This is a genomic window from Paraherbaspirillum soli (assembly GCF_042654985.1).
Taxonomy (GTDB): Bacteria; Pseudomonadota; Gammaproteobacteria; order Burkholderiales; family Burkholderiaceae_D; genus Paraherbaspirillum; species Paraherbaspirillum soli.
The window spans coordinates 359,189-381,630 of the sequence record NZ_JBHSMT010000013.1 but is presented as its reverse complement, the minus strand read 5'-3'; the positions used below and the strand labels follow the sequence as shown (position 1 = coordinate 381,630).

The window sequence follows — 22,442 nt, the reverse complement described above, 5'->3', positions numbered from 1 at the left end:
CAGTGATTTATTGCTTGTTGCAGTCCGTGCCGTCGCAAATTGCCTGCATGCCTGAATAGGGCGTTAAAAGGCTGCTGGGGTTTTGTTTTTGTAGTAAAATTTCAAATTCATCCATGTTTCAAGGACTCCATCATGCCCGTTCACCCCAGCGTCGCCAAAGTCACCGAGCGCATCATTGCCCGCAGCCAGCCGTATCGCAGTGCCTATCTGGCACGCCTGGAACATGCCCGTCGCCAGGGTGTGCAGCGCGGCGCGTTGTCCTGCACCAATCTGGCGCATGGTTTTGCGGCTTTTCCGCAGAATGACAAATTGCGCTTGAAGCAGGACAAGAGTGCGTCGGTCGCGATTGTCTCCTCGTATAACGACATGTTGTCGGCGCATCAGCCGTTCGAGCGCTTCCCGCAGATTATCAAGGAGGCGGTGCATGCCGCCGGCGGCGTCGCCCAGTTTGCCGGCGGTACGCCGGCCATGTGCGATGGCATCACGCAAGGGCAGCCGGGCATGGAGCTGTCGCTGTTTTCACGCGACGCGATTGCGATGGCGACCGCGATTGCGCTGTCGCACAATATGTTCGACGCCGCGCTGTATCTCGGCATCTGCGACAAGATCGTGCCCGGACTGTTGATCGGCGCTTTGCATTTCGGTCATTTGCCGGCGGTGTTTGTCCCTGGCGGACCGATGACCAGCGGCATGAGCAACAAGGAAAAAGTCAAAATCCGCCAGCTGTATGCGGAAGGAAAAATCGGCCGCGCCGAATTGCTGGAGGCCGAATCGCAGTCCTATCACAGCGCCGGCACCTGCACTTTTTACGGCACCGCCAACAGCAATCAAATGCTGATGGAAGCCATGGGGCTGCATTTGCCCGGTTCCGCATTCATCACTCCCAACACGCCGCTGCGCGATGCCCTGACCGCCGAAGCCGGCCGCCAAGCCTTGCGGATCACCGACCGCGGCGATCAATACATTCCGGTCGGCCACGTCGTCAGCGAAAAGAGCATCGTCAACGCCATCGTCACCTTGCTGGCGACCGGCGGCTCCACCAACCACACCTTGCATCTGGTGGCGATCGCCAAGGCGGCCGGGATCGTGATCGACTGGAACGATTTCGACGCCTTGTCGGCAGTGGTGCCGCTGGTGACCCGGATCTATCCGAACGGCGACGCCGACGTCAATCATTTCCACGCCGCCGGCGGTACCGGTTTCGTGATTCGCGAGCTGCTGGATGCGGGTTTGATGCATGAAGATGTGAAGACCGTCCTGGGCGACAGCCTGCGCGCCCATTGCGCGGAGCCGTTCCTGGAAGGGACGGCGGTGGTGTTCAAGCCGGCGCCGGCGGTCAGCGGCGACGAGTCGGTGCTGCGCACTGCGGCTGCGCCGTTCTCGGCCGATGGCGGCTTGCGTTTGTTGACCGGCAATCTGGGACGCGCGGTGATCAAGATTTCAGCCGTCAAGCAAGAGCACTGGATCGTGCAGGCGCCGGCGGTCGTGTTCAACTCGCAGGACGAGTTCATGGAGGCGTTCCGCGCCGGCCAGCTGGATCGCGATTTTGTCGCGGTATTGAGCCATCAGGGACCGCGCGCCAACGGCATGCCGGAACTGCACGCGCTGACGCCGGCGCTCGGCATTTTGCAAGATGCCGGCCGCCATGTCGCGCTGGTCACCGACGGCCGCATGTCGGGCGCTTCCGGCAAGGTGCCGGCGGCAATCCACGTGACGCCGGAAGTGCTGGCCGCTGGCCCGCTGGGGCTGGTGCGGACCGGCGACATGATTCGGCTGGATGCCGAGACCGGCATCCTGGAAGCGCTGGTGCCGGCTGACGAATGGGCTCGGCGCCAGCCTGAAAAGATTGACCTGTCAGCTAATCAGGTCGGTATGGGACGCGAGCTGTTTGCGATGTTTCGCACAGCGGTGAGCGCGGCAGAAGAGGGCGCGACCAGCTTTGGTTTGCCGCCTGTTTTGGAGCAGCACGAACAACTCGGAAAACAGAAAGTGACGGTATGACATCAACCAATATCCTTTACGGTAATCAGCTGTTAGACATCATGCGGGCGTCGCCGGTGATTCCGGTGATCGCGATCGACGACATCGCCCATGCGGTGCCGCTGGCAAAAGCGCTGGTGGCGGGCGGGATCCGGGTGCTGGAAGTGACCTTGCGCACCGAGCACGGCCTACCGGCGATCCGGGCCATCGCAGAGCAGGTGCCGGAGGCGATTGTCGGCGTCGGCACCTTGACCCAGGCCGCTGAATTTACCGCCGCGCGCGATGCCGGCGCGGTGTTCGGCGTATCCCCGGGTCTGACGCCGGCCTTGATTGCTGCCGCCAAAACCAGCGGCTTGCCATTGTTGCCGGGAGTGATGACGCCTTCCGAAGTGATGGCCGCGCGCGAAGCCGGATTCCGCCAGTTGAAACTGTTCCCGGCGGTACCGGCGGGCGGCGTCGGCATGCTCAACGCGATTGCCGGTCCCTTGTCGGACGTCACGTTTTGCCCGACCGGCGGCATCTCGCTGAGCACCGCACCGGAATTTTTGGCATGCAAGAACGTCGCCTGCGTCGGCGGCTCCTGGCTGACGCCGAAGGACTTGTTGAAGTCCGGCGATTGGGCGGGCATCACTGCGTTGGCGATTGCTGCCAGCAAATTGCGTAAAGTGATTTAAGGCGAAGAAGTAGGGCGGAAAAGCGCAGCCCTTGCAGGGCGCGTATCCGCTGGCAGGCGGATACCGTTCAGCAGGCGGATGGCATGCCATCCGAAACCCCTGCTTCACCCTTCCGCCGTTTTGGATGCATCAAACGCATGCGGCACATCCGACGGCGGATAACGCTGCGCTCATCCGCCCTACCACGGTGGCGGTCAGCGGTTGGTCGGCCGCTGTCTAGCTATCAAGTCGTTCAGGTAATTAACGCTGGTCTCGGATTTGCCCAATACCGCCTCGGTCGAACCCATCATCCAGCGCAGCATCAGGTCGACATCGCAAGCATTCAGCGGCGGCGGACAGTCGGGATCGCCGTGCTCTTGCGCCAGATGGTTGGCATGCAGCATCGCCAGTCCCTTGTAAATACCCTGGCACATGTCCAGCGTGAACGCGATGCATTGCGCCGCTTGATCGGTACGCAAGTCTTTGTCCAACCATGAGAATGGCTGGTGCTCTGGAATATCTGGGATGGGTGGGAATGGGCGAGGCTTCTTCTTACTACTAGTCATATCGGTCTCCTAGCGGTGGATGAATCCGCGCCCCGCCGTCTGGCGTGGGTGGGCGGCAAAAGTAGGGTTAACAGACCGGACAGTAACTTTAAACGACCCCGGCAGCCCCCGAAAGGGCTCCCCACTTCACCGCCCGTGGAGGGCGATAAAGGTCGTGCACGTAGAAAACCGCAAGCCGCGGTCCGTGCGTTACTGTTAGTGGCTGTTAACCCACGTCCAGGATTTTTCTCTCAGGGACGGGAGCGACTATAAACGCTATCGGATGCGATGGCAATTATTAGCATCATGCTATTTTTAGATGCGCAGTAGGTTGGCGTTGAGCCGCAGGCGAAGCCCAACATTTTCATCTCCGTCGCCACCAAACGTTGGGCTTTCCAGCCCAAGCTACGATCGAAGAAATAGGACGGACGAGCGCCAATTCATCCCGCTCGCCGTTCGACATTCGCGTAGGGCGGAAAAGCGTAGCGCCTTCCGCCATGTTGGACGCATCGAATGCATGTGGTACATCCAACGGCGGATAACGCTGCGCTCATACGCCCTACGCGTAATTTTTTCAACGCGCCAAGTCAAATTTGCACTGCTTTTTGAGCTAAAAAAGCAGTGCAATTCTTTCCTTCAGACATTCTGGTAATAGTTTTTAACAATCCTATTACTAGACGTCATCAAAGTTTTCGGCTTAAAATAGCCGCTTCTCAACAATTTTGCACTGCCTCAACAGCGCATTTTTTGACTTCGTGACTCGCATCAGCGGGTCGTCTCATGCTCCGGAATGCCGGAGTTTCATCCAACGTCGAGGAAATCCCTCGCATGCAGTTGCCGCCACATGCGGCAGTCGGCCCGTCCATCACCATCCCTGCGGGAAGGTCGGCCGGGATAACACACAGACAGTTTTTATGTCGTGCAGACATGTACCGGTCTATCCGGCGCGTGATCGCTTGTAAGGAAAAACATGACGAAACGCTATCGCAATGCCATCGTCGGCGCAGCCATAACCATTTTTCTTGTCGCCGGCATCGGTTACTCGATCGGCCCCGCCGCACTCCATCACTATCAAGCCGATTTGATCTATTACAGCGGCCGCCATTTGTCGCTGGTCGGATGGTCGATGTCGCTGGCATTGGTCTGCGGGCTGGCGGCGGGCATCGTGCTGAGTCGCCAGGCGTTGGCGGCGCATGCCGAAAAGTGGATGCAGCTGTTCAACATCGGCAACACCATCCCCTCGATGGCGGTACTGGCATTGGCGCTGGCCTTGTTCGGCATCGGCGACTTGCCCGCCATCGTCGCCTTATGGCTGGCATCGCTGCTGCCTATCGTGCGCAATACCTATGAAGGTCTGAAGCAAGTGCCGGCCGCAATGAAGGAGGCGGCCAAAGGCATAGGCATGACGCCGCAGCAATTGCTGTTCAGGGTCGAACTGCCGAACGCGCTGCCGGTTATCGTCGGCGGCGTGCGCACCGCGCTGGCGATCAATGTCGGCACTGCGCCGTTGGCTATCCTGATCGGCGGCGAAAGTCTGGGCGGCTTGATTTTTCCCGGCATTTATTTGAACAACCAGGATCAACTGCTGCTAGGCGCTACCGCCACCGCGGTACTGGCTTTGATGCTGGATGCGATGGTCGCGCTGGGCGGCAACGTCTACTTAAACAAGCGTGGCCTGTTGCGTTAATTTTCCATAAGGAGAACAAGCATGAAGAATTCACGATTGGCCGCTGTCCTAGCCTGCATCCTCGGCCTATTCGCCAGCACGCATGCGGTTGCCGGCAACCTGGTTGTCGGCGGCAAAAACTTCACCGAACAATTGATCCTGTCGTCGATGACTGCGCAGTATTTGAGCGCCAACGGTTACAGCGTCGATCTGAAAAACGGCTTGGGCACGACCATCATGCGTCAGGCGCAGGAAAGCGGGCAGCTCGACATCGTCTGGGACTACACCGGCACCGCGCTGATTGTGTACAACAAAGTCGATGAAAAACTGGATCGCGAGCAATCGTATCAGCGGGTCAAGGAGCTGGACGCCGCCAGGAACCTGGTCTGGCTAGCCCCTTCGGCGCTGAATAATACTTATGCGCTGGCAGTGCCGCAAAAACGCGCCGACGAAGAGGGGCTGAACAGCATCGAAGATCTGGCCAACAAGATCAACCTGGATCATCAGCAAAATCGTCAAGACCTGATCGGCGTCGATTTCGAGTTTGCATCGCGTCCCGATGGCCTGGAGCCGTTGCAGAAACTGTACGGCTTCGCGTTCGAGCGTAGCGAGGTCAAGCAGATGGACCCGGGACTGGTGTACACCGCGCTGCATAACGATCAACTCAATGTCGGACTGACCTATGCGTCCGACGGCCGAGTGCGGGGCTTCAATCTGAAACTGTTGGAGGACAACAAGGGCTTCTTCCCGTTCTATAGCGCGACCCCGGTGGTGCGCAAGGAAATCCTGGACGCCAACCCCCAGCTTGCCGATCAGCTGAATGCGCTGTCGGCCAAAATCGACACCGCCAGGATGGCGGAAATGAACAAGAAGGTGGACATCGATCAGTTGCCGGTGGAGCAGGTCGCGGCCGATTTTCTGCGCAACGAAGGCTTGCTGCCGGATATGAAGTGAGGGAGGGAACATGACGCTTTTTAATTATCTGGCTAGCGCCTGGCCGGAGATCCTGCACCTGACTATCCAGCATCTGATGCTGGTCGGCAGCGCGGTCGGCCTGGCGATACTGGTCGGCGTGCCGTTGGGGATTGCGATGATGCGGCATCGCTGGCTGGCGAGTCCGATGCTGGGGGCGGCGACCGTGGTGCTGACTCTGCCGTCGATTGCACTGTTCGGCTTGATGATTCCGCTGTTTTCCCGCTTCGGTCTGGGCTTGGGGCCGCTGCCGGCAATCACCGCGGTGTTCCTGTACTCGCTATTGCCTATCATGCGCAACACCTACCTGGCGCTGGATGGCATCGAGCATGGGATTAAAGAGGCCGGCACCGGCATCGGCATGACTTTCTGGCAGCGCTTGCGGCTGGTCGATTTGCCGTTGTCGGTGCCGGTCATTCTGGGCGGCGTGCGCACGGCGGTGGTGATGAACATCGGCGTGATGGCGGTGGCGGCGATCGTCGGTGCCGGCGGTTTGGGCGTATTGATCCTGCATGCGATCAGCCAAAGCAATATGCAGAAACTGGTGGTTGGCGCTTTGTTGATCAGCTTGCTGGCCATTGGCGCCGACCTGCTGCTGCAAGGCTTGCAGCGACTACTCACACCGAAAGGAATGCAAAAATCATGATTCGACTCGAGCAACTCAGTAAGGTATTTACGCAAAAAGACGGCACGCAGGTCAAGGCGGTGGATCAGGTCAGCCTGACTGTGGCCGAAGGCGAAATCTGCGTTTTTCTCGGCCCGTCCGGCTGCGGCAAGACCACCACGCTGAAAATGATCAACCGCCTGATTGCGCCGACTTCCGGCCGCGTGTTGCTGAACGGCGAAGACACCAGCGACCTCGATGAAGTCGCGCTGCGCCGCAAAATCGGCTACGTGATTCAACAAGTCGGTTTGTTCCCGAACATGACCATAGAAGAAAACATCACCGTGGTGCCGCGTTTGCTCGGCTGGGATAAAAAGCGCTGCCGCGAGCGCGCAACCGAATTGATGGCGATGGTGGCGCTCGATCCGAAACGCTTCTTGAAGCGCTATCCGCGCGAACTGTCCGGCGGCCAGCAGCAGCGCATCGGCGTGATCCGGGCGCTGGCGGCGGACCCGCCGGTATTGCTGATGGATGAGCCGTTCGGCGCGGTAGATCCGATCAACCGCGAATCGATCCAGCATGAATTTTTCCAAATGCAGCGGCAGCTCAACAAGACCGTCATCATGGTCAGTCACGATATCGACGAAGCCATCAAGCTGGGCGACAAGATCGCGATCTTCCGCGCCGGCAAACTGGTGCAGCTGGAGCACCCGGATACCTTGTTGGCGCACCCAAAGGATGAGTTCGTCGGCTCCTTCGTCGGCCAGGATGCGACCTTGAAACGATTGTTGCTGGTGCGTGCCGGCGATGCGGCGACGACCTCGGCCACCGTGCAGCAGGATGCAAGCCTGAGTGCCGCCTATGGCGTGATGGATGAAAACGACTATCGCTACCTGACCGTCACCGATGCCGGCAATCGCGGCCTCGGATACGTCACGCGACGCGACGCGCGCGGTGCGTCGGGTTCCTGCGGCGACAAACTAAGGCCATTCACGGTCAGTGCGGCGCCGGATGAAAACCTGCGGGTGGTGCTGTCCAAAATGTATCAGCACAGCACCAGCTGGATGCCGGTGATCGACAGCGACGACAGTTATCTGGGTGAAGTCACGCAGGATTCGATTGCGGAGTATTTGGGTTCCGGCCGCAGCCGTTCTGCTCAGGCATAAATTAAGGGGTGGCCGGGATTGCGGTTTTTCGTAGGGAAAATGCTAGCAGCCTGTCGGACTTAGGGAATCGAAGCGAAAAAATGGCTGAGCGAGAACAGATTTTGCCGATATTTTTTTCAATAGCGGGACTATTGGAAAAAATATCGGTGAAATATGGACCGCTCAGGCGTTTTTGCAGCCGATTATTCCTAAGTCCGACAGGTTGCTAAACCAATGAATTCGTTGGCGTTTTCAGCTGATCGGCCACTGCTGCGCCGTGTGTTTGACGCGCAGGACTTCGATCTTCGCGGCCAGCACGCGATAAATCACAATGTAGTGCTGATGTGCCACTAGCTCCCGTGTGCCGCGCTTGCGGCCAACGCGGTACAGCTTAGGATGTTCTCGGAGCTGTTGGGTTTTTGCCTCGATATCGTCGGCCAGCTTGTCCGCACTGTCGGGGCTGTCCTGGGCGATGTGTTCGATGATCTTGAGCAGGTCCTTGCGTGCCTGTTTTTTCCATTCAAGCCGATGCACGTTTCGCCCTTGCGCGCTTGATTACGGCGCGCACGTCGCGCATCACTTCATCGTGTGGAATGGTCGGGCTGGTGTCGTCAATCGCTTCCTGGATCTCTGCTTTCAGCCATTTGTCATAGGCGGCAGCTTCATGGGCGCTTTTCATCTTGGCCGAACTGTCGGGACGGCTGCGGGCGGCTTCCGGGCTGTCGGGGTCATAATTCACCGCGTCCACGTCAAAACGCACAATCCCCATGCCTTTCAGGTAGTTCACCAGTGTTTCAAGCTTGCGGAAGATGCGCACCTGGTGGCTGCGCTGCGCTGCCAGGGCGCGTTCGGTCATGCCGTACTTGACCAGGATGCCCCAGCCGCCCGCTTGCCCGACGACGTGCGCGCTGCGCACGGCGCCGGCTTCTGCCAGCCTGGATAGTGTCGTATGATCGATAGTCTCGGTGGTCATGCTTTTCTCCGTGCTGTTGCTGTGTAAATAGTAGATATTTTACCTGCAATTAATAACTATTTGAAAAATGGTTTGCTACCCGCGCCTGTAATTCGATATAAGACCGGGTTCCGCGAAGCGACGTTGTAAATCAGATGCTTGCGGCATTTTCTGCGAAAAAGCCGCAATCCCGCCCAATCCTCAAATTCAAGCACCCAATAAAAAACGGCTACTGGAAAATTTCCAGTAGCCGTTTTATTTGCAGCTTGGCGATCAGTAAATGACCGTCAAAATGTCTTAGCGGTCGCCAAACGAACGACGGGCGCCGCTGTCATTGGTGCGGTTGCCCTTGTAGCCGCCGCTGCCTTCTCTGCGTGGAGCCGCGCCTGGCTTGCTGAAAGTGCGGCCTGGCTTGCTCGGACCGCCACGATTGTCGCCCGGCTTCCAGCCGCCTGGCTTGTGGTTCGAACGCGGAGCCGATGCGGTTTTCTTCGGTTCGAATCCTTCGACCACAGCGACCGGGATCAACTGTTTGGTGAAGCGCTCGATGCGCTTGACGTTGATGCCTTCGGCGTGATTCACCAGCGATACGGCAACGCCGTTGCGACCGGCACGGCCGGTACGGCCGATACGGTGGACGTAGTCTTCCGGGAATTTCGGCAAGTCGTAGTTGAATACGTGGGTGATGGCCGGAACGTCGATGCCGCGAGCAGCAACGTCGGTGGCAACCAGTACCCGGACTTGACCGCGGCGCAGGCTGTCCAGCGTGCGGTTACGCGCGCCTTGATGCATGTCGCCATGCAATGCGGCGGCAGCGAAACCGGCGATGTTCAAACGGTCGGCGATGGTGTCGGCGTCACGCTTGGTGGCGGTAAACACGACTGCCTGATCCATGGTTTCGTCACGCAGCAGATGGTCCAGCAGGCGATTCTTGTGCGACAGGTCGTCGACAAAGTGCACCTTTTGCTGGATGTTTTCATGCTTGGTGGCGGAACCGGCGATCTGGATGATCAGCGGGTTCTTGGTGATGCGTTTTGCCATATTGCCGACCACGCCGTCCAGCGTCGCCGAGAACAACATGGTTTGACGTGTTTCCGGCGTCGCATCGACGATTTTTTCGATGTCGTCGATGAAGCCCATGTCGAGCATGCGGTCGGCTTCGTCCAGCACCAGGATTTGCAGTTGCGAGAAATCGATCTTGCCGGATTCCATATGGTCGATCAGACGACCTGGAGTGGCGACCAGGATTTCAGGATTCTTGGCCAGCAATTGCATTTGCTTCGGATAAGGCATGCCGCCCAGGATCGAGATCGCCTTGATGCGCTTCATGTGCGAGCCGTACTTGTCGGTCGCGGTGGTCACTTGCAGCGCCAGTTCGCGGGTCGGGGTCAGCACCAGCATCTTCGGCTGTGCCGGCTTGAAGCGTGGGCGCTCGCCGCGTGAACGGGATGCTTGCATTTCTTGATTAGGGGTCTTGCCGGCAGGGACAGCGGCTGGCTGCTCGGAAGCGAATTTATGCAATGCAGGCAGCATGAATGCTGCGGTCTTGCCGGAGCCGGTTTGCGAAGAAACCAGCAAGTCGCGGCCTTCGATGGCGGCAGGAACAGCTTGTTCTTGAACGGCGGTCGGTTTTGTGTAGCCAGCCTCGGTGAGTGCTTTGGTAACGGATGCGTGGAGGCCTAGTGATTCAAAAGTCATTAATTTCTTTCGTAAAGTGCAGCGCCGATCCTGCAAACAGTCGACCATGCGACGAATGCAGAGAGCGCAAAAAAGCAACGCCAACCAACGAAATGACTAAGAAACAAATACAAAGAAATTTCGGCACAAAAGCTTTGCGCCGGGACGGTGTCAGGAACGACACACTGGGCGGGAGGGCTTTTACAATGCAATGTCCCAATTTGGGGCCAGGACATGCTTAGGCTTGCGTAGCTACTTATTGTTTTTTACAGCGAGCGCGGAATCAACTTGATGAATTCGCCGCGGCATGCTGTTTGCGCCCTATAGTGCAACGCAGCCGCAGATAATACAGTAGTTTTCGGTTTGATGCACCTCTTAGTGCATCTTATTTGTGCAAATGCTGGATCGAATTGGTGCACGACCATTTACGGTTTTTCGAGGTGGCCATTGTTGGAAACCTTGAATTTCCATGTGGCATTATTTATTCGGATAGAATGTTATTTTTGTAATTCACTAACAGGAGCGTAGTCATGGACAACAACGACAACGAACAAAAAGCGGCATTGGCCATCATTGGGGTAATCGTCGGAACAGTCGTCGTGGCAGTGTTGGCGATGGCTGCTTATTTCGGCATCACCGCAGGCAAGGGCGACCATGCGGCGCTGCTGAATGCCGCTGCCGCACAGTCTTCTGCACCGGCGGCGCTCGCCGCGCAGGCCGCGACCGGACCGGCTGTCGCCGTGAAGATCTTCTTTGAAACCGCCAAGGCAGAAGTGCCGGCCAGCGCCGCCGATGATCTGGCGCCTGTCGTGAATTTCCTGAAAGCCAACCCGGCGGCAACGGTTGCCGTATCCGGTTATCACGACGCCAGCGGCAATGCCGAGGTCAACGCGGAAGTATCGAAAGAACGCGCCAAGGCGGTCCGCGATGTGCTGGTGCTGGCCGGAGTCGAAGCGGCGCGCGTGACGCTGGAGAAACCGCAAGTTTCGCTGGGCGGGACCGATGCCGATGCGCGCCGGGTGGAAGTGATTGCCATCGGCAAATGAATAAGCGGCGGCATGCCGCCTGCTCTGGTTTTGAAATAACCCATTCCGAAATAGCCCTTTAGATTAACAATCCAAGGGGCTATTTTCATGTCAACGGTTCGGAAAACTTAAGCTGAAGACGGTCATCTGGTCCGGCGTACGCACAACTTCGACCTGGCCGTCATGCAGTTTCATGATGGACTGCACAATCGCCAGCCCCAGTCCGGTGCTCGATGCCGAATCGCTGCGGGCCTGATCGCCCCGGTAGAAGCGGTCGAACAGTCTGGGAATGGCGGACGGCTCGATGGCCGGCCCGGGATTGCCGACGCTGATGTTGGTCACTCCATCCGCTGGCCCGGCCTGTAGCCGGATGGCATGGCCGGCTGGCGTGTAGCGAATGGCATTGGCGACCAGGTTGCTGACTGCGCGTCGCAGCAGCATCGGATCGGCGCTGACGCTGCCGTGCGCATAGACCGTCAAGCGCACGCCAGCGTCTTCCGCGACGCCTTCGAAATAGTCGGCGATGCGCTGCAACTCCGAGCCGCAGTCCAGCTGTTCGCGGGCGACGGCGACATGAGCGTGATCGGCGCGCGCCAGAAACAGCATGTTGTCGAGCATGCGCGCCAATCTTTCATACTCCTCGGTGTTCGACTCCAGCAAGCCCTGGTATTCGTCCGACGTTCTCGGCTGCGCCAGCGCTACCTGGGTTTGCACCATCAGGTTGTTGATCGGCGTCCGCAAGTCGTGCGCCAAGTCTGCGGAAAACTGCGACAGCCGTTGGAAGCTATCGTGCAAGCGGTTCAGCATGCTGTTGAATGCGACCACCAGTTGCTGCAATTCTTCAGGCGCGCTGGCCACATCGAGCGCCTGATCCAGACGCTGGGCGGTAATCGATTGCGCCTGTTTGGCAATCGAGCGGGTCGGGCGCAATCCCCGCCGCACCAGGATGTAACCCAGCAATGCCGCCACCAAGGCGCCGGACAGCGCTGCGCCTAGAATTTGCTGGCTATAGCGCGCCAGCATGCTCAGGCTGTCGCTGGTGTCGTGCGCCACGATGATGCGCACTCTCTCTCCGGTCAGTTCGATGACGCCCCAGATAGCTGTCGCTCGTACCGGCAAGCCGGATGAAGTCGTCAGGTTTAAGCGAGATGTTTGATTGGGTGTCCGATCGGTTGCGCTAATCGGCAATAAGGGTAGGGTGCCGGCGCTAGGCCGGGTCGCCAGCAGTTGTGCGCCATCGGCCGTTTTCAGGATCAGCAGCAGGTCGTTGTGCCCAAGCGTGGCATCCATGAATGCATGCGGATTGGCGCGGATCGCCTCGATTGAGTTTGCCTTTTCCACCAGATGACGCATCAGCGAGATTTTTCCGAGCAGTTCTTGATCATCGTGCGCATCGAGTTGCTGCGCCAGCGAGTAATACAGATAAGTGCCGACGATGGTAAAGGTGGATAGCGTCACCAGCGCAAACAGCAAGGCCAGGCGCATCGTCAGCGAGCGCGGAGCAGCCAGCTTCAAGGGCGTTCCTCCAGCACATAACCCATGCCGCGCACGGTGTGGATCAACTTGCGCGGAAACGGCTCATCGAGCTTGGCGCGCAGTCGCCGGACCGCAACGTCGACCACGTTGGTGTCGCTATCGAAATTCATGTCCCAGACCTGGGACGCAATCAGCGAACGCGACAGCACTTCGTACTGGCGCTTGGCCAGCAGATGCAATAGCGCGAATTCCTTGGCGGTCAGGTCGATACGTTCGCCGCCGCGCGTCACGCGGCGCTTCATCACGTCGATTTCCATATCTGCGATGCGCAGCAACTCGGATTCGCGGATCGGCCCGCGCCGCAACAGGGTGCGGATCCTGGCCACCAGCTCGGCAAACGCAAACGGCTTGACCAGATAATCGTCGGCGCCCAGTTCCAGTCCTTTGATGCGGTCTTCCACGTGATCGCGCGCGGTCAGGAACAGCACCGGAGTCGGGTGCGTCTTGCGCAGTTCGCTGATCACTTTCCAGCCGTCCATGCCGGGCAGCATCACGTCCAATACGATCAGGTCGTAATCGGCTGAAGTCGCACAGTGCAAACCGTCGGTCCCGGTCTGCGCCCAATCGACGATATAGCCTGATTCGCTGAGCCCCTTGCGCAAATATTCGCCAGCTTTAGGCTCGTCTTCCACCAACAAAATCCGCATCGCATCCTCCCGCGTGTTCATGTGCGTCCGCGGCTGATTATCTTCGATAAGGCAGCGGCTGTGGATTACAAAACCGTAATGCATGCGTCATCTTTCTGTTTTGCTCTTCTTTCTACACTGGGTTCCAACGATGCAGTCATCTGGAACACCTTCCTGGCAAGCGTTGACTTCTTCGTTGAATTTTTCCTTAACTTTCTGGAGATTGAAAATGAATGCCAAACAATTGATCGCTGTTGTTACTTTGTTGACCGCTGCCGGCAGCGTCATGGCGCAAGCGCCGTCCGCAGGCAAGACGCGTGCACAGGTCATTGCCGAAATGAAGGAGGCGCGGGCTAACGGCGAGATGTCAGTGCCCGATTCGCAATATCCAAGACTGGCATCGGACGCTAACAAGGGACGCGGCAAGAGCGGCAGCAAGGGCAACGCGCCTACGGCTGTGCAGGAAGTTACCAGCTGCGCATCGCATCAGGCAAATAGTTCGATCTATTCCGGCGCCTGATGTGACAAATGATGCGCCCTCCATCGCCCGGCATGACGGCCCGGTCCGGGCCGATGGGGGGGCGCATCATTCCGACAGGGGATATCCATGAACAAATTTCTCTTACCGTTCGGCCTGGCGCTGTATGTCTGCGCCGCGCCGTTTGCGCAAGCCGGCGATGCGCCGGCAGGCCAAACGGAGAGCAAGCCGAACATCAATTACAAATTGCCGCCGACGCCTGCCGCCGAAATCGGCAACAGCCTGACGCTGAAACAGGCGATCGCGTTGGCGTTCAACGCCAATCCGGAATTGTCGGCAGCGGCGCGCGAGCTGGATGCCGTCGAGGCGTCGCTGGTGCAGGCCGGCGTCAGGCCGAATCCGGAGCTGTCGATCTTGCAGGAAGACACGCGCAAGAAGACCAGCACCACGACGCTGCAGTTGAATCAGCTGCTTGAAACCGGCGGTAAACGCGGTGCCCGCATCGCCGTCGCGGAAAAAGGGCGGGATGCGGCTCAGGCTGAGTTGCTTGCCAAACGGGCCGATATTCAGGCCCTGGTGGTCGGCAGCTATTTTGAAGTGTTGGAAGCGCAAGAGCATGTGCAGTTGTTGCAGAGCGCATTGCAGCTGGCCCAGCGTGCGACCTTGATCGCCGCCAAGCGCGTCGCTGCCGGCAAAGTCGCGCCGCTTGAAGAAAGCAAGGCGCGCGTGGCAGAAGCCGGCGTCGGCGTCGAACTGCAGCAAGCCGTCAGCACCCTCAGCAGCGGCCGGCGCCGCCTGGCCGCGACCTGGGGCAATCCATCGTTGGATAGTGCGGCGGCGGCTTTTGTCCGCGTCGACGGCCAGCTCGATCAGGTGCCGCCTTTGCCGGAGTTGCTGTCATTGCTGACGCGTTTGCAGAGCGCGCCTGCCATGCAGCGCGCCAGGCTTGAAGTCGAACGGCGAGAGGCCATGACCCGGCTTGAGCGCAGCCGCCGGGTGCCCGATGTGACCGTCAGCGTAGGCGCCAAACGGGCGCAAGAATTGGGGCGCAATCAATTGGTGGTCGGGCTGGCGATGCCGATTCCGGTGTTCGACCGCAATCAGGGCAATCTGCTGGAGGCATTGCGCCGTTCCGACAAGGCGCGCGACGAACTGCGGGGGGCGGAAGTGCGCTTGAATGCGGAACTGCTGGATGCGCATGAGCGCCTCAAGCTGGCACGTTTGCAAGTGGCGTCATTGCAAAGCGAGATCCTGCCGTCTGCGCAGAACACCTACGACAGGACGCTCAAAGGCTTTGAATTGGGCAAGTTCAGTTTCCTGGAAGTGCTGGATGCGCAACGCGTCCTGTTTCAAGCCAAGTCGCAAACTCTGCGCGCACTCGCCGACACGCACCGGGCGGCCACCGACATCGAGCGGGTACTGGGCACTTCTCCGTCAACAGATTCTTTGTAAATATCCATCATGAAAATCACATCGAAAAAGACAGCGCTGATCGCTGCTGTCGTCGCGGTTTGTGTGCTGCTGGCCGGCGCTTTTTTTACGGGACGGCAAGCGACCAGCGTAGAGCCGCCCAAAACCGAGGGCAAGCAAGCCGCGGCCTCCGCGCATGCCGGTCCGGAGCAGCATGACGATGACGAAGAGGGCAAGGTCGAACTGAGCGATGCCCAAATCGAGGCCGCCGGCGTCGTCGTTCGAACCGCCGCCGCGGCGCGCATCAATACTGCGATCACCTTGCCGGGAGAAATCCGCTTTAACGAAGACCGCACCGCGCATGTGGTGCCGCGCCTGACCGGCGTGGTCGAGCAGGTGGCAGTCAATCTCGGTCAGCAAGTGAAAAAAGGCCAATTGCTGGCCGTGGTGGCCAGCACCGGCCTGGCCGAACAGCGCAGCGAGCTGCTGGCGGCGCAGAAGCGGCTCGCTTTCGCCCGCACCACCTACGGGCGCGAAAAAAAGCTGTGGGATGAAAAAATTTCGGCCGAACAGGATGTGCAACAAGCGCGCCAAGCCATGAACGAAGCCGAAATCACGGTCCAGAATGCGCGTCAAAAACTGGATGTGCTGGGCGCCGGCAATTCAAATTCGCTGAGCCGTTATGAAATCCGCGCGCCGTTCGCCGGGCTGGTGACGGAAAAGCACATCGCGCTGGGGGAGGCGGTGAAAGAGGACACCAGCATTTTCACGATCTCCGATCTGTCCACGGTCTGGGCCGAGATGGTGGTGCCGGCCAAGGATTTGAACGCGGTGCGTCTGGGCGAAAAAGTACGGATCAAGGCTACCGCGTTTGACTCGACCGCCACCGGCACCGTGGCCTATGTCGGCGCATTGCTGGGCGAGCAGACGCGCACCGCCAAGGCCCGCGTCACGCTGGCCAATCCCGATATGGCCTGGCGTCCGGGGTTGTTCGTCAATGTCGAGGTCACGGTCGGAGAGAGCGAGGTGCCGGTGGCGATCGCGCCGGAGGCGATCCAGAACGTGGATGACAAGCCAGTCGTATTTGTCCGCATCGCGGATGGCTTCAAGTCGCAAGCGGTGACCACCGGCCGCGCCGATGGCAAACAGGTTGAAATCGTCAAAGGGCTGGAGGCGGGAATGCGTTACGCGGCTGACGGCAGTTTCATTATCAAGGCTGAACTGGGCAAAGGCAGTGCCGAACATGCTCACTAATTCAACATACTGCCAATGACATCAAGGACCTCATCCCATGTTTGAACGCATCATACGTTTCTCGATTGAGCAGCGCTGGCTGATTCTGCTGGCCGTATTCGCGATGGCTGCGCTCGGTATCGCCAACTATCAGAAGTTGCCGATCGACGCGGTGCCGGACATCACCAATGTCCAGGTGCAGATCAATACGGCGGCGGCCGGTTATTCGCCACTGGAAACCGAGCAGCGGATCACGTTTCCGATCGAGACGGTGATGTCCGGCTTGCCCAACCTGGAGCAAACCCGTTCCTTGTCGCGCTACGGCCTGTCGCAGGTCACCGTGATTTTCAAGGACGGCACCGACATCTACTTTGCGCGGCAGATGGTGAACGAGCGGATTCAGGAAGCGAAGGGCAAGCTGCCGCCCGGCATCGCGCCGGCGATGGGGCCGATTTCCAGCGGCCTGGGCGAGATTTACCTGTGGACGGTGGAAGCGCAGGAGGGCGCAAAGAAAGCGGACGGCACGGCTTACACGCCGACCGATTTGCGGGAAATCCAGGACTGGATCATCAAGCCGCAGCTGCGCAATGTCACAGGCGTGACCGAGATCAACGCGATTGGAGGTTTTGCCAAGGAATACCAGGTGGCGCCGGTGCCGGAGAAACTGGCATCGTATGGCTTGACCTTGCAGGACATCGTGACAGCGCTGGACCGGAATAACAACAACGTCGGCGCCGGTTATATCGAAAAACGCGGCGAGCAGCTGTTGATCCGGGCGCCGGGCCAGGTGCGCTCGATGGAAGACATTCGCAACATCATCCTGGGCAACGTGCAGGGCGTGCCGATCCGTATCCGCGATGTCGGCGAAGTCGAGATCGGACGCGAATTGCGTACCGGCGCGGCGACGGAAAACGGCCGCGAAGTGGTGCTCGGCACGGTCTTCATGCTGATCGGCGAGAACAGCCGCGCCGTGTCGCAGGCGGTCGACAACAAGATGCGCGAGATCAATCGCAGCTTGCCGGCAGGGGTGGCGGCAGTCACGGTGTACGACCGCACGGTATTGGTCGACAAGGCCATCAACACCGTCAAGAAGAATTTGCTGGAAGGCGCGATCTTGGTGATTGCGATCCTGTTCCTGTTCCTCGGCAATATCCGCGCCGCTGTCATTACCGCGATGGTGATCCCGCTGTCGATGCTGTTCACGTTTACCGGCATGGTGACGTACAAGGTCAGCGCCAATTTGCTAAGCCTGGGTGCGCTCGATTTCGGCATCATCATCGACGGCGCGGTGGTGATCGTTGAAAATTGCGTACGCCGTCTGGCGCATGCCCAAGCGCAGCATGGCCGGCCGCTGACGCGCAGCGAGCGCTTCCACGAAGTGTTCGCCGCGTCGAAAGAATCGCGCCGGCCGCTGCTGTTCGGCCAACTGATCATCATGGTGGTCTACCTGCCGATTTTTGCGCTGACCGGGGTGGAAGGGAAGATGTTCAACCCGATGGCGCTGACGGTGGTGATCGCGCTGGCCGGGGCCATGATTTTGTCGATGACCTTCATTCCGGCAGCGGTCGCCTTGTTCATCGGCAACCGCGTAGCTGAAACCGAAAACATCCTGATGCGCGGCGCCAAACGCCTGTACGCGCCGATCCTGGAGCGCGTGATGCAGCGCAAGGCGTTGGTGCTGGGCTGCGCCACCGTGGCGCTGGTGCTGTCTGGTGTGCTGGCGGCGCGCATGGGGAGCGAGTTCGTGCCTAGCCTGAACGAAGGCGATATGGCGATTCAGGCGCTGCGCATTCCGGGCACCAGCTTGACGCAATCGCTGGAGATGCAAAAGCAGGTCGAACGCACGTTGAAGCAGAAATTTCCGGAAATCGAGCGCGTGTTCGCCCGCACCGGCACCGCCGAAATCGCTTCCGACCCAATGCCGCCGAATATCTCCGACGGCTACATCATGCTGAAGCCGGAGAGCAGCTGGCCGCAGCCGAAGAAGACGCGGGCGCAATTGCTGGAGGCGATTCAAGACGCGGCAGCGAAGATACCTGGGAATAATTACGAGTTTTCGCAACCGATCCAGCTGCGTTTCAACGAGTTGATTTCCGGCGTGCGCAGCGATGTCGCGGTCAAGATATTCGGCGACGACATGACGGTGCTGAACGACACCGCCGGTAAAGTCGCGGTGCTGCTGGGCAAGATCAGCGGCGCGGCGGAAATCAAGATCGAACAGACTTCCGGCTTGCCGATGTTGACGGTCAATATCGACCGAGAAAAAACGGCGCGTTACGGCCTCAACGTTGCGGACGTGCAAGAAGTCATCGCGACGGCGATCGGCGGTAAGGAAGCCGGCACCTTATTCCAGGGCGATCGCCGCTTCGATATCGTGGTGCGTCTGCCGGAGAATTTGCGCAGCGATCTGGAGGCGCTCAAGCGCTTGCCGATCTCCTTGCCGCGCACCCAGGGCGACGACGGCCGCACCAATTACATCCCACTGGCCGAGGTCGCCAGCCTGGAACTGGCGCCGGGGCCAAATCAGGTCAGCCGTGAAAACGGCAAGCGGCGCATCGTGGTCAGCGCCAACGTGCGCGGTCGCGACATCGGCTCGTTCGTGTCGGAGGCCGAACAGCAGCTGCAACAGCAAGTCAAGATCCCGCCCGGCTACTGGACCAGTTGGGGCGGCCAGTTCGAGCAATTGCAATCGGCTAGCCAGCGCCTGCAAATCGTGATACCGGTGGCCTTGCTGTTGGTATTGACCTTGTTGTTTGCGATGTTCGGCAACCTGAAGGATGGCTTGCTGGTGTTTAGCGGCATCCCGTTTGCATTGACCGGCGGCATCGTCGCCCTGTGGTTGCGCGACATCCCGATGTCGATTTCAGCGGCGGTCGGCTTCATCGCCTTGTCCGGGGTGGCGGTGCTGAATGGCCTGGTGATGATCGCCTTCATCCGCAGCTTGCGTGAAGATGGACGCGGACTGGATGCCGCAATCCGGGAAGGCGCGCTGACCCGCTTGCGGCCGGTGCTGATGACGGCGCTGGTGGCTTCGCTGGGATTTGTGCCGATGGCGATTGCCACCGGCACCGGTGCCGAGGTGCAGCGGCCACTGGCGACGGTGGTGATCGGCGGGATTTTGTCATCGACTATCCTGACCTTGCTGGTGCTGCCGATCTTGTACCAGCTGTTTCATCGGCGCGATGAGGACGTGACCCGATCGTCTTCAGCGAGAATAGAGCAGGTTGGGCTGGTCTGCACGGACCTATCCTGATGGCGCTGATCTCACGGTACGTGAATGATCGCCTGGCGCATGTCGCGACAGGCGGGAAGCGTGCGGGCAGCTATGTATCTGCTACCAGCAGTTCCTCCGCATTGTTGGGCGGGCGCAGATCATCTGTCCTGCCCACGAAGTAGCGCCGGGCCAGATCGGCCGCCGAGACATGTCGTGCTTCTCTAAAGCCAGCTTCGCGGGCCAGCGTCAGGATCTCCGGCGGGGTGAAGAAGCTGAGAAAAGGTGTCCCGCTTGCACGCGCCCCCTTTTCCGCCATCTCAAGCCCCGGACGCACCTCGGGGTCCGCCAGCTCCAGAGGGAGCAGGAACGTCATGGCGAGCGTTGATCCTGGGGCGAGGCCCGCGACTTGGCGCAACGTGGTTGCGTTCGCATCCTTGGTGAGGTACATGCTAACACCCGTGGAGACCACGATTGCCGGCTTGCTGTCATCGAAGCCGGCGGTCACGAGCTCGTCCCGCCAGGCGGCCCCCGCCTCGAAATCGACCGGCACGAAGCGCAGCCAGTCCGGGACACCGAAGCCGAGCTCGATCAGGCGCTGACGCTTCCATGCCTGAGGGCCTGGCTGGTCAACCTCGAACACCTTGAGACGGGACGCGATCTGCGGTCGCCGTTGTGCAAAGCTGTCAAGGCCGGCGCCGAGGATGACATACTGATCAAGCCCGCGGCCGGCCTGTTCCACGACCAGATCCTCGATGAAGCGGGCGCGAGCCACGATTGAGGCGCGGAAGGGACGCGTGAACTGCGGGTCCATGTCCCCGCGTTGACGCCAGTCCTGGTCCGGGGCCAGCAGCTTAAGGCCGATTTCGTCTTCCAGCACATGCGGCGGCGGGTCGGCCTCGACATGCAAAGCGCGCCACAAGGCGACTCGTGCTGCAGTGCTGTCTGGCGCTACATCTCGTTTGTTGTTCATGACCTTCAATCCTATTTGTTCTGCAGTTTTCATATGCTTGAAAGTGATGACCAAACGATTAAGGTCGAGGCACCGCGTCAATGCCAAGGACGCTTGCATCCGCAGCACCATGTCCGGCTGAAATGAGTTGGTCCATTCTGGCTGCGATCGCGGGTAGCGCCGCCAACGGTCGATCACCCGCGGTCTCCAGCATCAATTGAACATCCTTGCGAGCCATTGCCAACTCAAAACTCGGGGTGAAATTGCCCTTTGCCATGTTCAGACCTCGCCCCGCCACCATCGCATTCAAATCAAGCAACCCGAGCAACTTGATCGCGTCCTCACCATTAACACCGCTCGCCTGCGCCAGGGTAAGGACATCCGCCATCACCGCGGAGAGGCCAATGATTAAGGCATTTCCGAACAATTTGTTTGCCGCGGCAAGGTCAGTGCGCTCACCCATATATTCGAGACGCCCTGTCATTTTGGCGAGATCCGCCTGGACGGAGTCGAAGAGCGTCCTTGGTCCCGTGACCAGCATCGCTCCCTGAGCATTTCGAGCCGCCGCTGGCCCCATAAAAACGGGGCAGTGCAGATACTTCAAGCCTGCCGCATGCAACCGTCTGGCCCGTTCAGCGGTGAGTGTTGGCAATGTCGTGGTGTGATCAATCAGGATTGCTTCCGGGGAGAGTCCGGCGCATGCCTCTGAAATAACCTTTTCTACCACCGGGTCATCTTTCAGCACAATATGCACCCTTGATGCGCCTCGAACTGCTTCCGCCGGCGTTGCGGCTGCCTTCACCCCGAACTGAGCAAGAGCGAGAACTTTGTCCATGGTGCGATTCCATGCCGTGACCGAATCGCCGCGTTTTGCGGCGGCCTCCGCGAATGCGCTTCCGAGCAACCCTGTACCGAGAAAAGCGATGTTTGCCATGACCGTATCCCTTTCAAATTTAGTTGAACGGCAGAATGTCGAAATATAACACTGGGAAAATGCGGTAGAGCTCCACCGACTGCTTCTTGACGGCTTCACGCCTGCTCGATAGTGGCCGGTGCTGATGACGGCGCTGGTGCCGATAGCGATTGCTACCAGCACCGGCGCCGCGGTGCAGCGGCCACTGGCGACGGTGGTGATCGGCGGGATTTTGTCATCGACCATCCTGACCTTGCTGGTGCTGCCGATCTTGTACCAGTTGTTTCATCGGCGCGATGAGGAGGGCGCGGATCGGGAGGCGTCGATGACCAAGGCGTAGGGGGCAACATAGCAGCAAGAATCCCTGTCAATTCTTTCTGGTGGGAATCATGTGGTGATAAAATTCTGGACTTTGCCATCCGGCAATGAGTAGGGCACTTCGGAAAGCCGTAGCGAGCGGTTCAAGGTCGGGGCGAGAAGCGGAGTCGTACAGAGGTACGGCGAGCATCGCAGCCCCGAGATTGGGCCGCGCAGTAGGTTTTCCGAGGTGCCCAGCCGATATCGAGGGAGTCCACACCATATGACTAATTTGTCCCAAACCCTACTGGCCTTGTTGCACGGACGTCAACACCATCGCATATTGAAATTATCGTTCCCCAATAACGATGGTCCAGCTGCTTCGCTAGTGGCGAATCGGCTGGAAGCCAAAGAAGAACTGTCCCGCGATTTCGAATTCACGGTGGAAGTGCTTGCCACTGACGCCCGCATTCCTCTGAAGGAAGTGCAGGGCAAGATGGTGACGATTTCGCTGGTGCGGGGCGATGGCAGCCTGCGCTACTTCAATGGTTACGTCTTTGAATTCAG

General features: G+C 59.3%; 20 protein-coding genes and 1 pseudogene. 13 read left to right on the top strand and 8 right to left on the bottom strand.

From position 1 onward, the window contains the following. Nucleotides 1-132 precede the first annotated feature (132 nt). The gene (gene edd / locus ACFPM8_RS09335; RefSeq protein ID WP_378997228.1) at nucleotides 133-2,001 is read left to right on the top strand and encodes a phosphogluconate dehydratase; all 1,869 of its coding nucleotides are present in this window, start codon (nucleotides 133-135) and stop codon (nucleotides 1,999-2,001) included. Beyond that, nucleotides 1,998-2,654, top strand: a complete 657-nt coding sequence (locus ACFPM8_RS09330) for a bifunctional 4-hydroxy-2-oxoglutarate aldolase/2-dehydro-3-deoxy-phosphogluconate aldolase (RefSeq protein WP_378997227.1) — start codon at nucleotides 1,998-2,000, stop codon at nucleotides 2,652-2,654. The genes edd and ACFPM8_RS09330 overlap by 4 nt, the downstream gene beginning before the upstream one ends. A gap of 194 nt (nucleotides 2,655-2,848) precedes the next feature. Here ACFPM8_RS09330 and ACFPM8_RS09325 read toward each other — a convergent pair whose 3' ends face one another. Further along, nucleotides 2,849-3,199: a hypothetical protein gene (locus tag ACFPM8_RS09325; RefSeq protein WP_378997226.1), complete on the bottom strand. Its 351-nt coding sequence runs from the start codon at nucleotides 3,197-3,199 to the stop codon at nucleotides 2,849-2,851. A 949-nt stretch (nucleotides 3,200-4,148) separates the two neighbouring features. Between ACFPM8_RS09325 and ACFPM8_RS09320 the strand changes: the two genes are divergently transcribed. From ACFPM8_RS09320 to ACFPM8_RS09305, 4 genes are read left to right on the top strand one after another with little or no spacing between them, the layout of a single operon-like run. Further along, nucleotides 4,149-4,865 carry an ABC transporter permease gene (locus ACFPM8_RS09320; RefSeq protein ID WP_378997225.1) on the top strand — a complete coding sequence of 239 codons (717 nt, stop codon included), beginning with the start codon at nucleotides 4,149-4,151 and terminating at the stop codon, nucleotides 4,863-4,865. Between the two features lie 21 nt (nucleotides 4,866-4,886). After that, nucleotides 4,887-5,798 (top strand): glycine betaine ABC transporter substrate-binding protein, encoded by a 912-nt coding sequence (locus tag ACFPM8_RS09315; RefSeq protein ID WP_378997224.1) that lies wholly within the window; start codon nucleotides 4,887-4,889, stop codon nucleotides 5,796-5,798. Nucleotides 5,799-5,808: 10 nt separating this feature from the next. After that, entirely contained in the window at nucleotides 5,809-6,462 is a 654-nt protein-coding gene (locus ACFPM8_RS09310) for an ABC transporter permease (RefSeq protein ID WP_378997223.1), read from the top strand. Next, nucleotides 6,459-7,586: an osmoprotectant ABC transporter ATP-binding protein OsmV gene (locus tag ACFPM8_RS09305; protein WP_378997222.1), complete on the top strand. Its 1,128-nt coding sequence runs from the start codon at nucleotides 6,459-6,461 to the stop codon at nucleotides 7,584-7,586. The genes ACFPM8_RS09310 and ACFPM8_RS09305 overlap by 4 nt, the downstream gene beginning before the upstream one ends. A gap of 231 nt (nucleotides 7,587-7,817) precedes the next feature. Here the strand turns inward: ACFPM8_RS09305 and ACFPM8_RS09300 are convergent, their stop codons facing one another. The 3 genes from ACFPM8_RS09300 to ACFPM8_RS09290 all read right to left on the bottom strand — a co-directional run bounded on the left by ACFPM8_RS09300 (nucleotide 7,818) and on the right by ACFPM8_RS09290 (nucleotide 10,215). Continuing rightward, nucleotides 7,818-8,099: a type II toxin-antitoxin system RelE/ParE family toxin gene (locus tag ACFPM8_RS09300; protein ID WP_378997220.1), complete on the bottom strand. Its 282-nt coding sequence runs from the start codon at nucleotides 8,097-8,099 to the stop codon at nucleotides 7,818-7,820. Next, nucleotides 8,086-8,538, bottom strand: a complete 453-nt coding sequence (gene relB, locus ACFPM8_RS09295; RefSeq protein WP_378997219.1) for a type II toxin-antitoxin system RelB family antitoxin — start codon at nucleotides 8,536-8,538, stop codon at nucleotides 8,086-8,088. The genes ACFPM8_RS09300 and relB overlap by 14 nt, the downstream gene beginning before the upstream one ends. 276 nt (nucleotides 8,539-8,814) lie before the next feature. Then, nucleotides 8,815-10,215: a DEAD/DEAH box helicase gene (locus ACFPM8_RS09290; RefSeq protein WP_378997218.1), complete on the bottom strand. Its 1,401-nt coding sequence runs from the start codon at nucleotides 10,213-10,215 to the stop codon at nucleotides 8,815-8,817. 509 nt (nucleotides 10,216-10,724) lie between these two features. Here ACFPM8_RS09290 and ACFPM8_RS09285 point away from each other — a divergent pair. Further along, the gene (locus ACFPM8_RS09285) at nucleotides 10,725-11,240 is read left to right on the top strand and encodes an OmpA family protein (RefSeq protein WP_378997217.1); all 516 of its coding nucleotides are present in this window, start codon (nucleotides 10,725-10,727) and stop codon (nucleotides 11,238-11,240) included. Between the two features lie 90 nt (nucleotides 11,241-11,330). Here ACFPM8_RS09285 and ACFPM8_RS09280 read toward each other — a convergent pair whose 3' ends face one another. Beyond that, nucleotides 11,331-12,734, bottom strand: coding sequence for a heavy metal sensor histidine kinase (locus ACFPM8_RS09280; protein WP_378997216.1), 1,404 nt, complete (start codon nucleotides 12,732-12,734; stop codon nucleotides 11,331-11,333). Next, nucleotides 12,731-13,402 (bottom strand): heavy metal response regulator transcription factor, encoded by a 672-nt coding sequence (locus ACFPM8_RS09275; protein WP_378997442.1) that lies wholly within the window; start codon nucleotides 13,400-13,402, stop codon nucleotides 12,731-12,733. The genes ACFPM8_RS09280 and ACFPM8_RS09275 overlap by 4 nt, the downstream gene beginning before the upstream one ends. A 208-nt stretch (nucleotides 13,403-13,610) precedes the next feature. On the opposite strand from ACFPM8_RS09275, the gene ACFPM8_RS09270 reads away from it, so the two are divergent. From ACFPM8_RS09270 to ACFPM8_RS09255, 4 genes are all read left to right on the top strand, one after another. Next, nucleotides 13,611-13,901 carry a DUF4148 domain-containing protein gene (locus ACFPM8_RS09270; RefSeq protein ID WP_378997215.1) on the top strand — a complete coding sequence of 97 codons (291 nt, stop codon included), beginning with the start codon at nucleotides 13,611-13,613 and terminating at the stop codon, nucleotides 13,899-13,901. An 87-nt stretch (nucleotides 13,902-13,988) separates the two neighbouring features. Continuing rightward, the gene (locus tag ACFPM8_RS09265; protein WP_378997214.1) at nucleotides 13,989-15,311 is read left to right on the top strand and encodes a TolC family protein; all 1,323 of its coding nucleotides are present in this window, start codon (nucleotides 13,989-13,991) and stop codon (nucleotides 15,309-15,311) included. Between the two features lie 9 nt (nucleotides 15,312-15,320). Beyond that, complete coding sequence (locus tag ACFPM8_RS09260) at nucleotides 15,321-16,523, top strand: efflux RND transporter periplasmic adaptor subunit (RefSeq protein ID WP_378997213.1); 1,203 nt, start codon at nucleotides 15,321-15,323, stop codon at nucleotides 16,521-16,523. A 37-nt stretch (nucleotides 16,524-16,560) separates the two neighbouring features. Continuing rightward, nucleotides 16,561-19,755 (top strand): CusA/CzcA family heavy metal efflux RND transporter, encoded by a 3,195-nt coding sequence (locus ACFPM8_RS09255; RefSeq protein WP_378997212.1) that lies wholly within the window; start codon nucleotides 16,561-16,563, stop codon nucleotides 19,753-19,755. A 70-nt stretch (nucleotides 19,756-19,825) separates the two neighbouring features. Here the strand turns inward: ACFPM8_RS09255 and ACFPM8_RS09250 are convergent, their stop codons facing one another. Together ACFPM8_RS09250 and ACFPM8_RS09245 are read right to left on the bottom strand one after the other, a co-directional pair. Further along, complete coding sequence (locus ACFPM8_RS09250; protein WP_378997211.1) at nucleotides 19,826-20,686, bottom strand: class I SAM-dependent methyltransferase; 861 nt, start codon at nucleotides 20,684-20,686, stop codon at nucleotides 19,826-19,828. 58 nt (nucleotides 20,687-20,744) lie between these two features. Next, nucleotides 20,745-21,599 (bottom strand): NAD(P)-dependent oxidoreductase, encoded by an 855-nt coding sequence (locus ACFPM8_RS09245; RefSeq protein ID WP_378997210.1) that lies wholly within the window; start codon nucleotides 21,597-21,599, stop codon nucleotides 20,745-20,747. A gap of 115 nt (nucleotides 21,600-21,714) precedes the next feature. Here ACFPM8_RS09245 and ACFPM8_RS09240 point away from each other — a divergent pair. Together ACFPM8_RS09240 and ACFPM8_RS09235 are read left to right on the top strand one after the other, a co-directional pair. Then, nucleotides 21,715-21,918, top strand: a pseudogene (locus tag ACFPM8_RS09240) (efflux RND transporter permease subunit); the annotation flags it as partial. A 240-nt stretch (nucleotides 21,919-22,158) separates the two neighbouring features. Further along, nucleotides 22,159-22,442 (top strand): contractile injection system protein, VgrG/Pvc8 family (locus ACFPM8_RS09235; protein ID WP_378997441.1); only part of this gene is annotated, 284 nt, incomplete at its 3' end.

What these genes read in the sequence shown, in the direction of transcription:
- edd (WP_378997228.1), top strand. Translation starts at nt 133, where the DNA reads ATGCCCGTTCACCCCAGCGTCGCCAAAGTCACCGAGCGCATCATTGCC.
- ACFPM8_RS09245 (WP_378997210.1), bottom strand. Translation starts at nt 21,599, where the DNA reads ATGGCAAACATCGCTTTTCTCGGTACAGGGTTGCTCGGAAGCGCATTC.
- ACFPM8_RS09315 (WP_378997224.1), top strand. Translation starts at nt 4,887, where the DNA reads ATGAAGAATTCACGATTGGCCGCTGTCCTAGCCTGCATCCTCGGCCTA.
- ACFPM8_RS09275 (WP_378997442.1), bottom strand. Translation starts at nt 13,402, where the DNA reads ATGCGGATTTTGTTGGTGGAAGACGAGCCTAAAGCTGGCGAATATTTG.
- ACFPM8_RS09325 (WP_378997226.1), bottom strand. Translation starts at nt 3,199, where the DNA reads ATGACTAGTAGTAAGAAGAAGCCTCGCCCATTCCCACCCATCCCAGAT.
- ACFPM8_RS09320 (WP_378997225.1), top strand. Translation starts at nt 4,149, where the DNA reads ATGACGAAACGCTATCGCAATGCCATCGTCGGCGCAGCCATAACCATT.
- ACFPM8_RS09265 (WP_378997214.1), top strand. Translation starts at nt 13,989, where the DNA reads ATGAACAAATTTCTCTTACCGTTCGGCCTGGCGCTGTATGTCTGCGCC.
- ACFPM8_RS09305 (WP_378997222.1), top strand. Translation starts at nt 6,459, where the DNA reads ATGATTCGACTCGAGCAACTCAGTAAGGTATTTACGCAAAAAGACGGC.
- ACFPM8_RS09250 (WP_378997211.1), bottom strand. Translation starts at nt 20,686, where the DNA reads ATGAACAACAAACGAGATGTAGCGCCAGACAGCACTGCAGCACGAGTC.
- ACFPM8_RS09285 (WP_378997217.1), top strand. Translation starts at nt 10,725, where the DNA reads ATGGACAACAACGACAACGAACAAAAAGCGGCATTGGCCATCATTGGG.
- relB (WP_378997219.1), bottom strand. Translation starts at nt 8,538, where the DNA reads ATGACCACCGAGACTATCGATCATACGACACTATCCAGGCTGGCAGAA.
- ACFPM8_RS09290 (WP_378997218.1), bottom strand. Translation starts at nt 10,215, where the DNA reads ATGACTTTTGAATCACTAGGCCTCCACGCATCCGTTACCAAAGCACTC.
- ACFPM8_RS09310 (WP_378997223.1), top strand. Translation starts at nt 5,809, where the DNA reads ATGACGCTTTTTAATTATCTGGCTAGCGCCTGGCCGGAGATCCTGCAC.
- ACFPM8_RS09330 (WP_378997227.1), top strand. Translation starts at nt 1,998, where the DNA reads ATGACATCAACCAATATCCTTTACGGTAATCAGCTGTTAGACATCATG.
- ACFPM8_RS09260 (WP_378997213.1), top strand. Translation starts at nt 15,321, where the DNA reads ATGAAAATCACATCGAAAAAGACAGCGCTGATCGCTGCTGTCGTCGCG.
- ACFPM8_RS09270 (WP_378997215.1), top strand. Translation starts at nt 13,611, where the DNA reads ATGAATGCCAAACAATTGATCGCTGTTGTTACTTTGTTGACCGCTGCC.
- ACFPM8_RS09255 (WP_378997212.1), top strand. Translation starts at nt 16,561, where the DNA reads ATGTTTGAACGCATCATACGTTTCTCGATTGAGCAGCGCTGGCTGATT.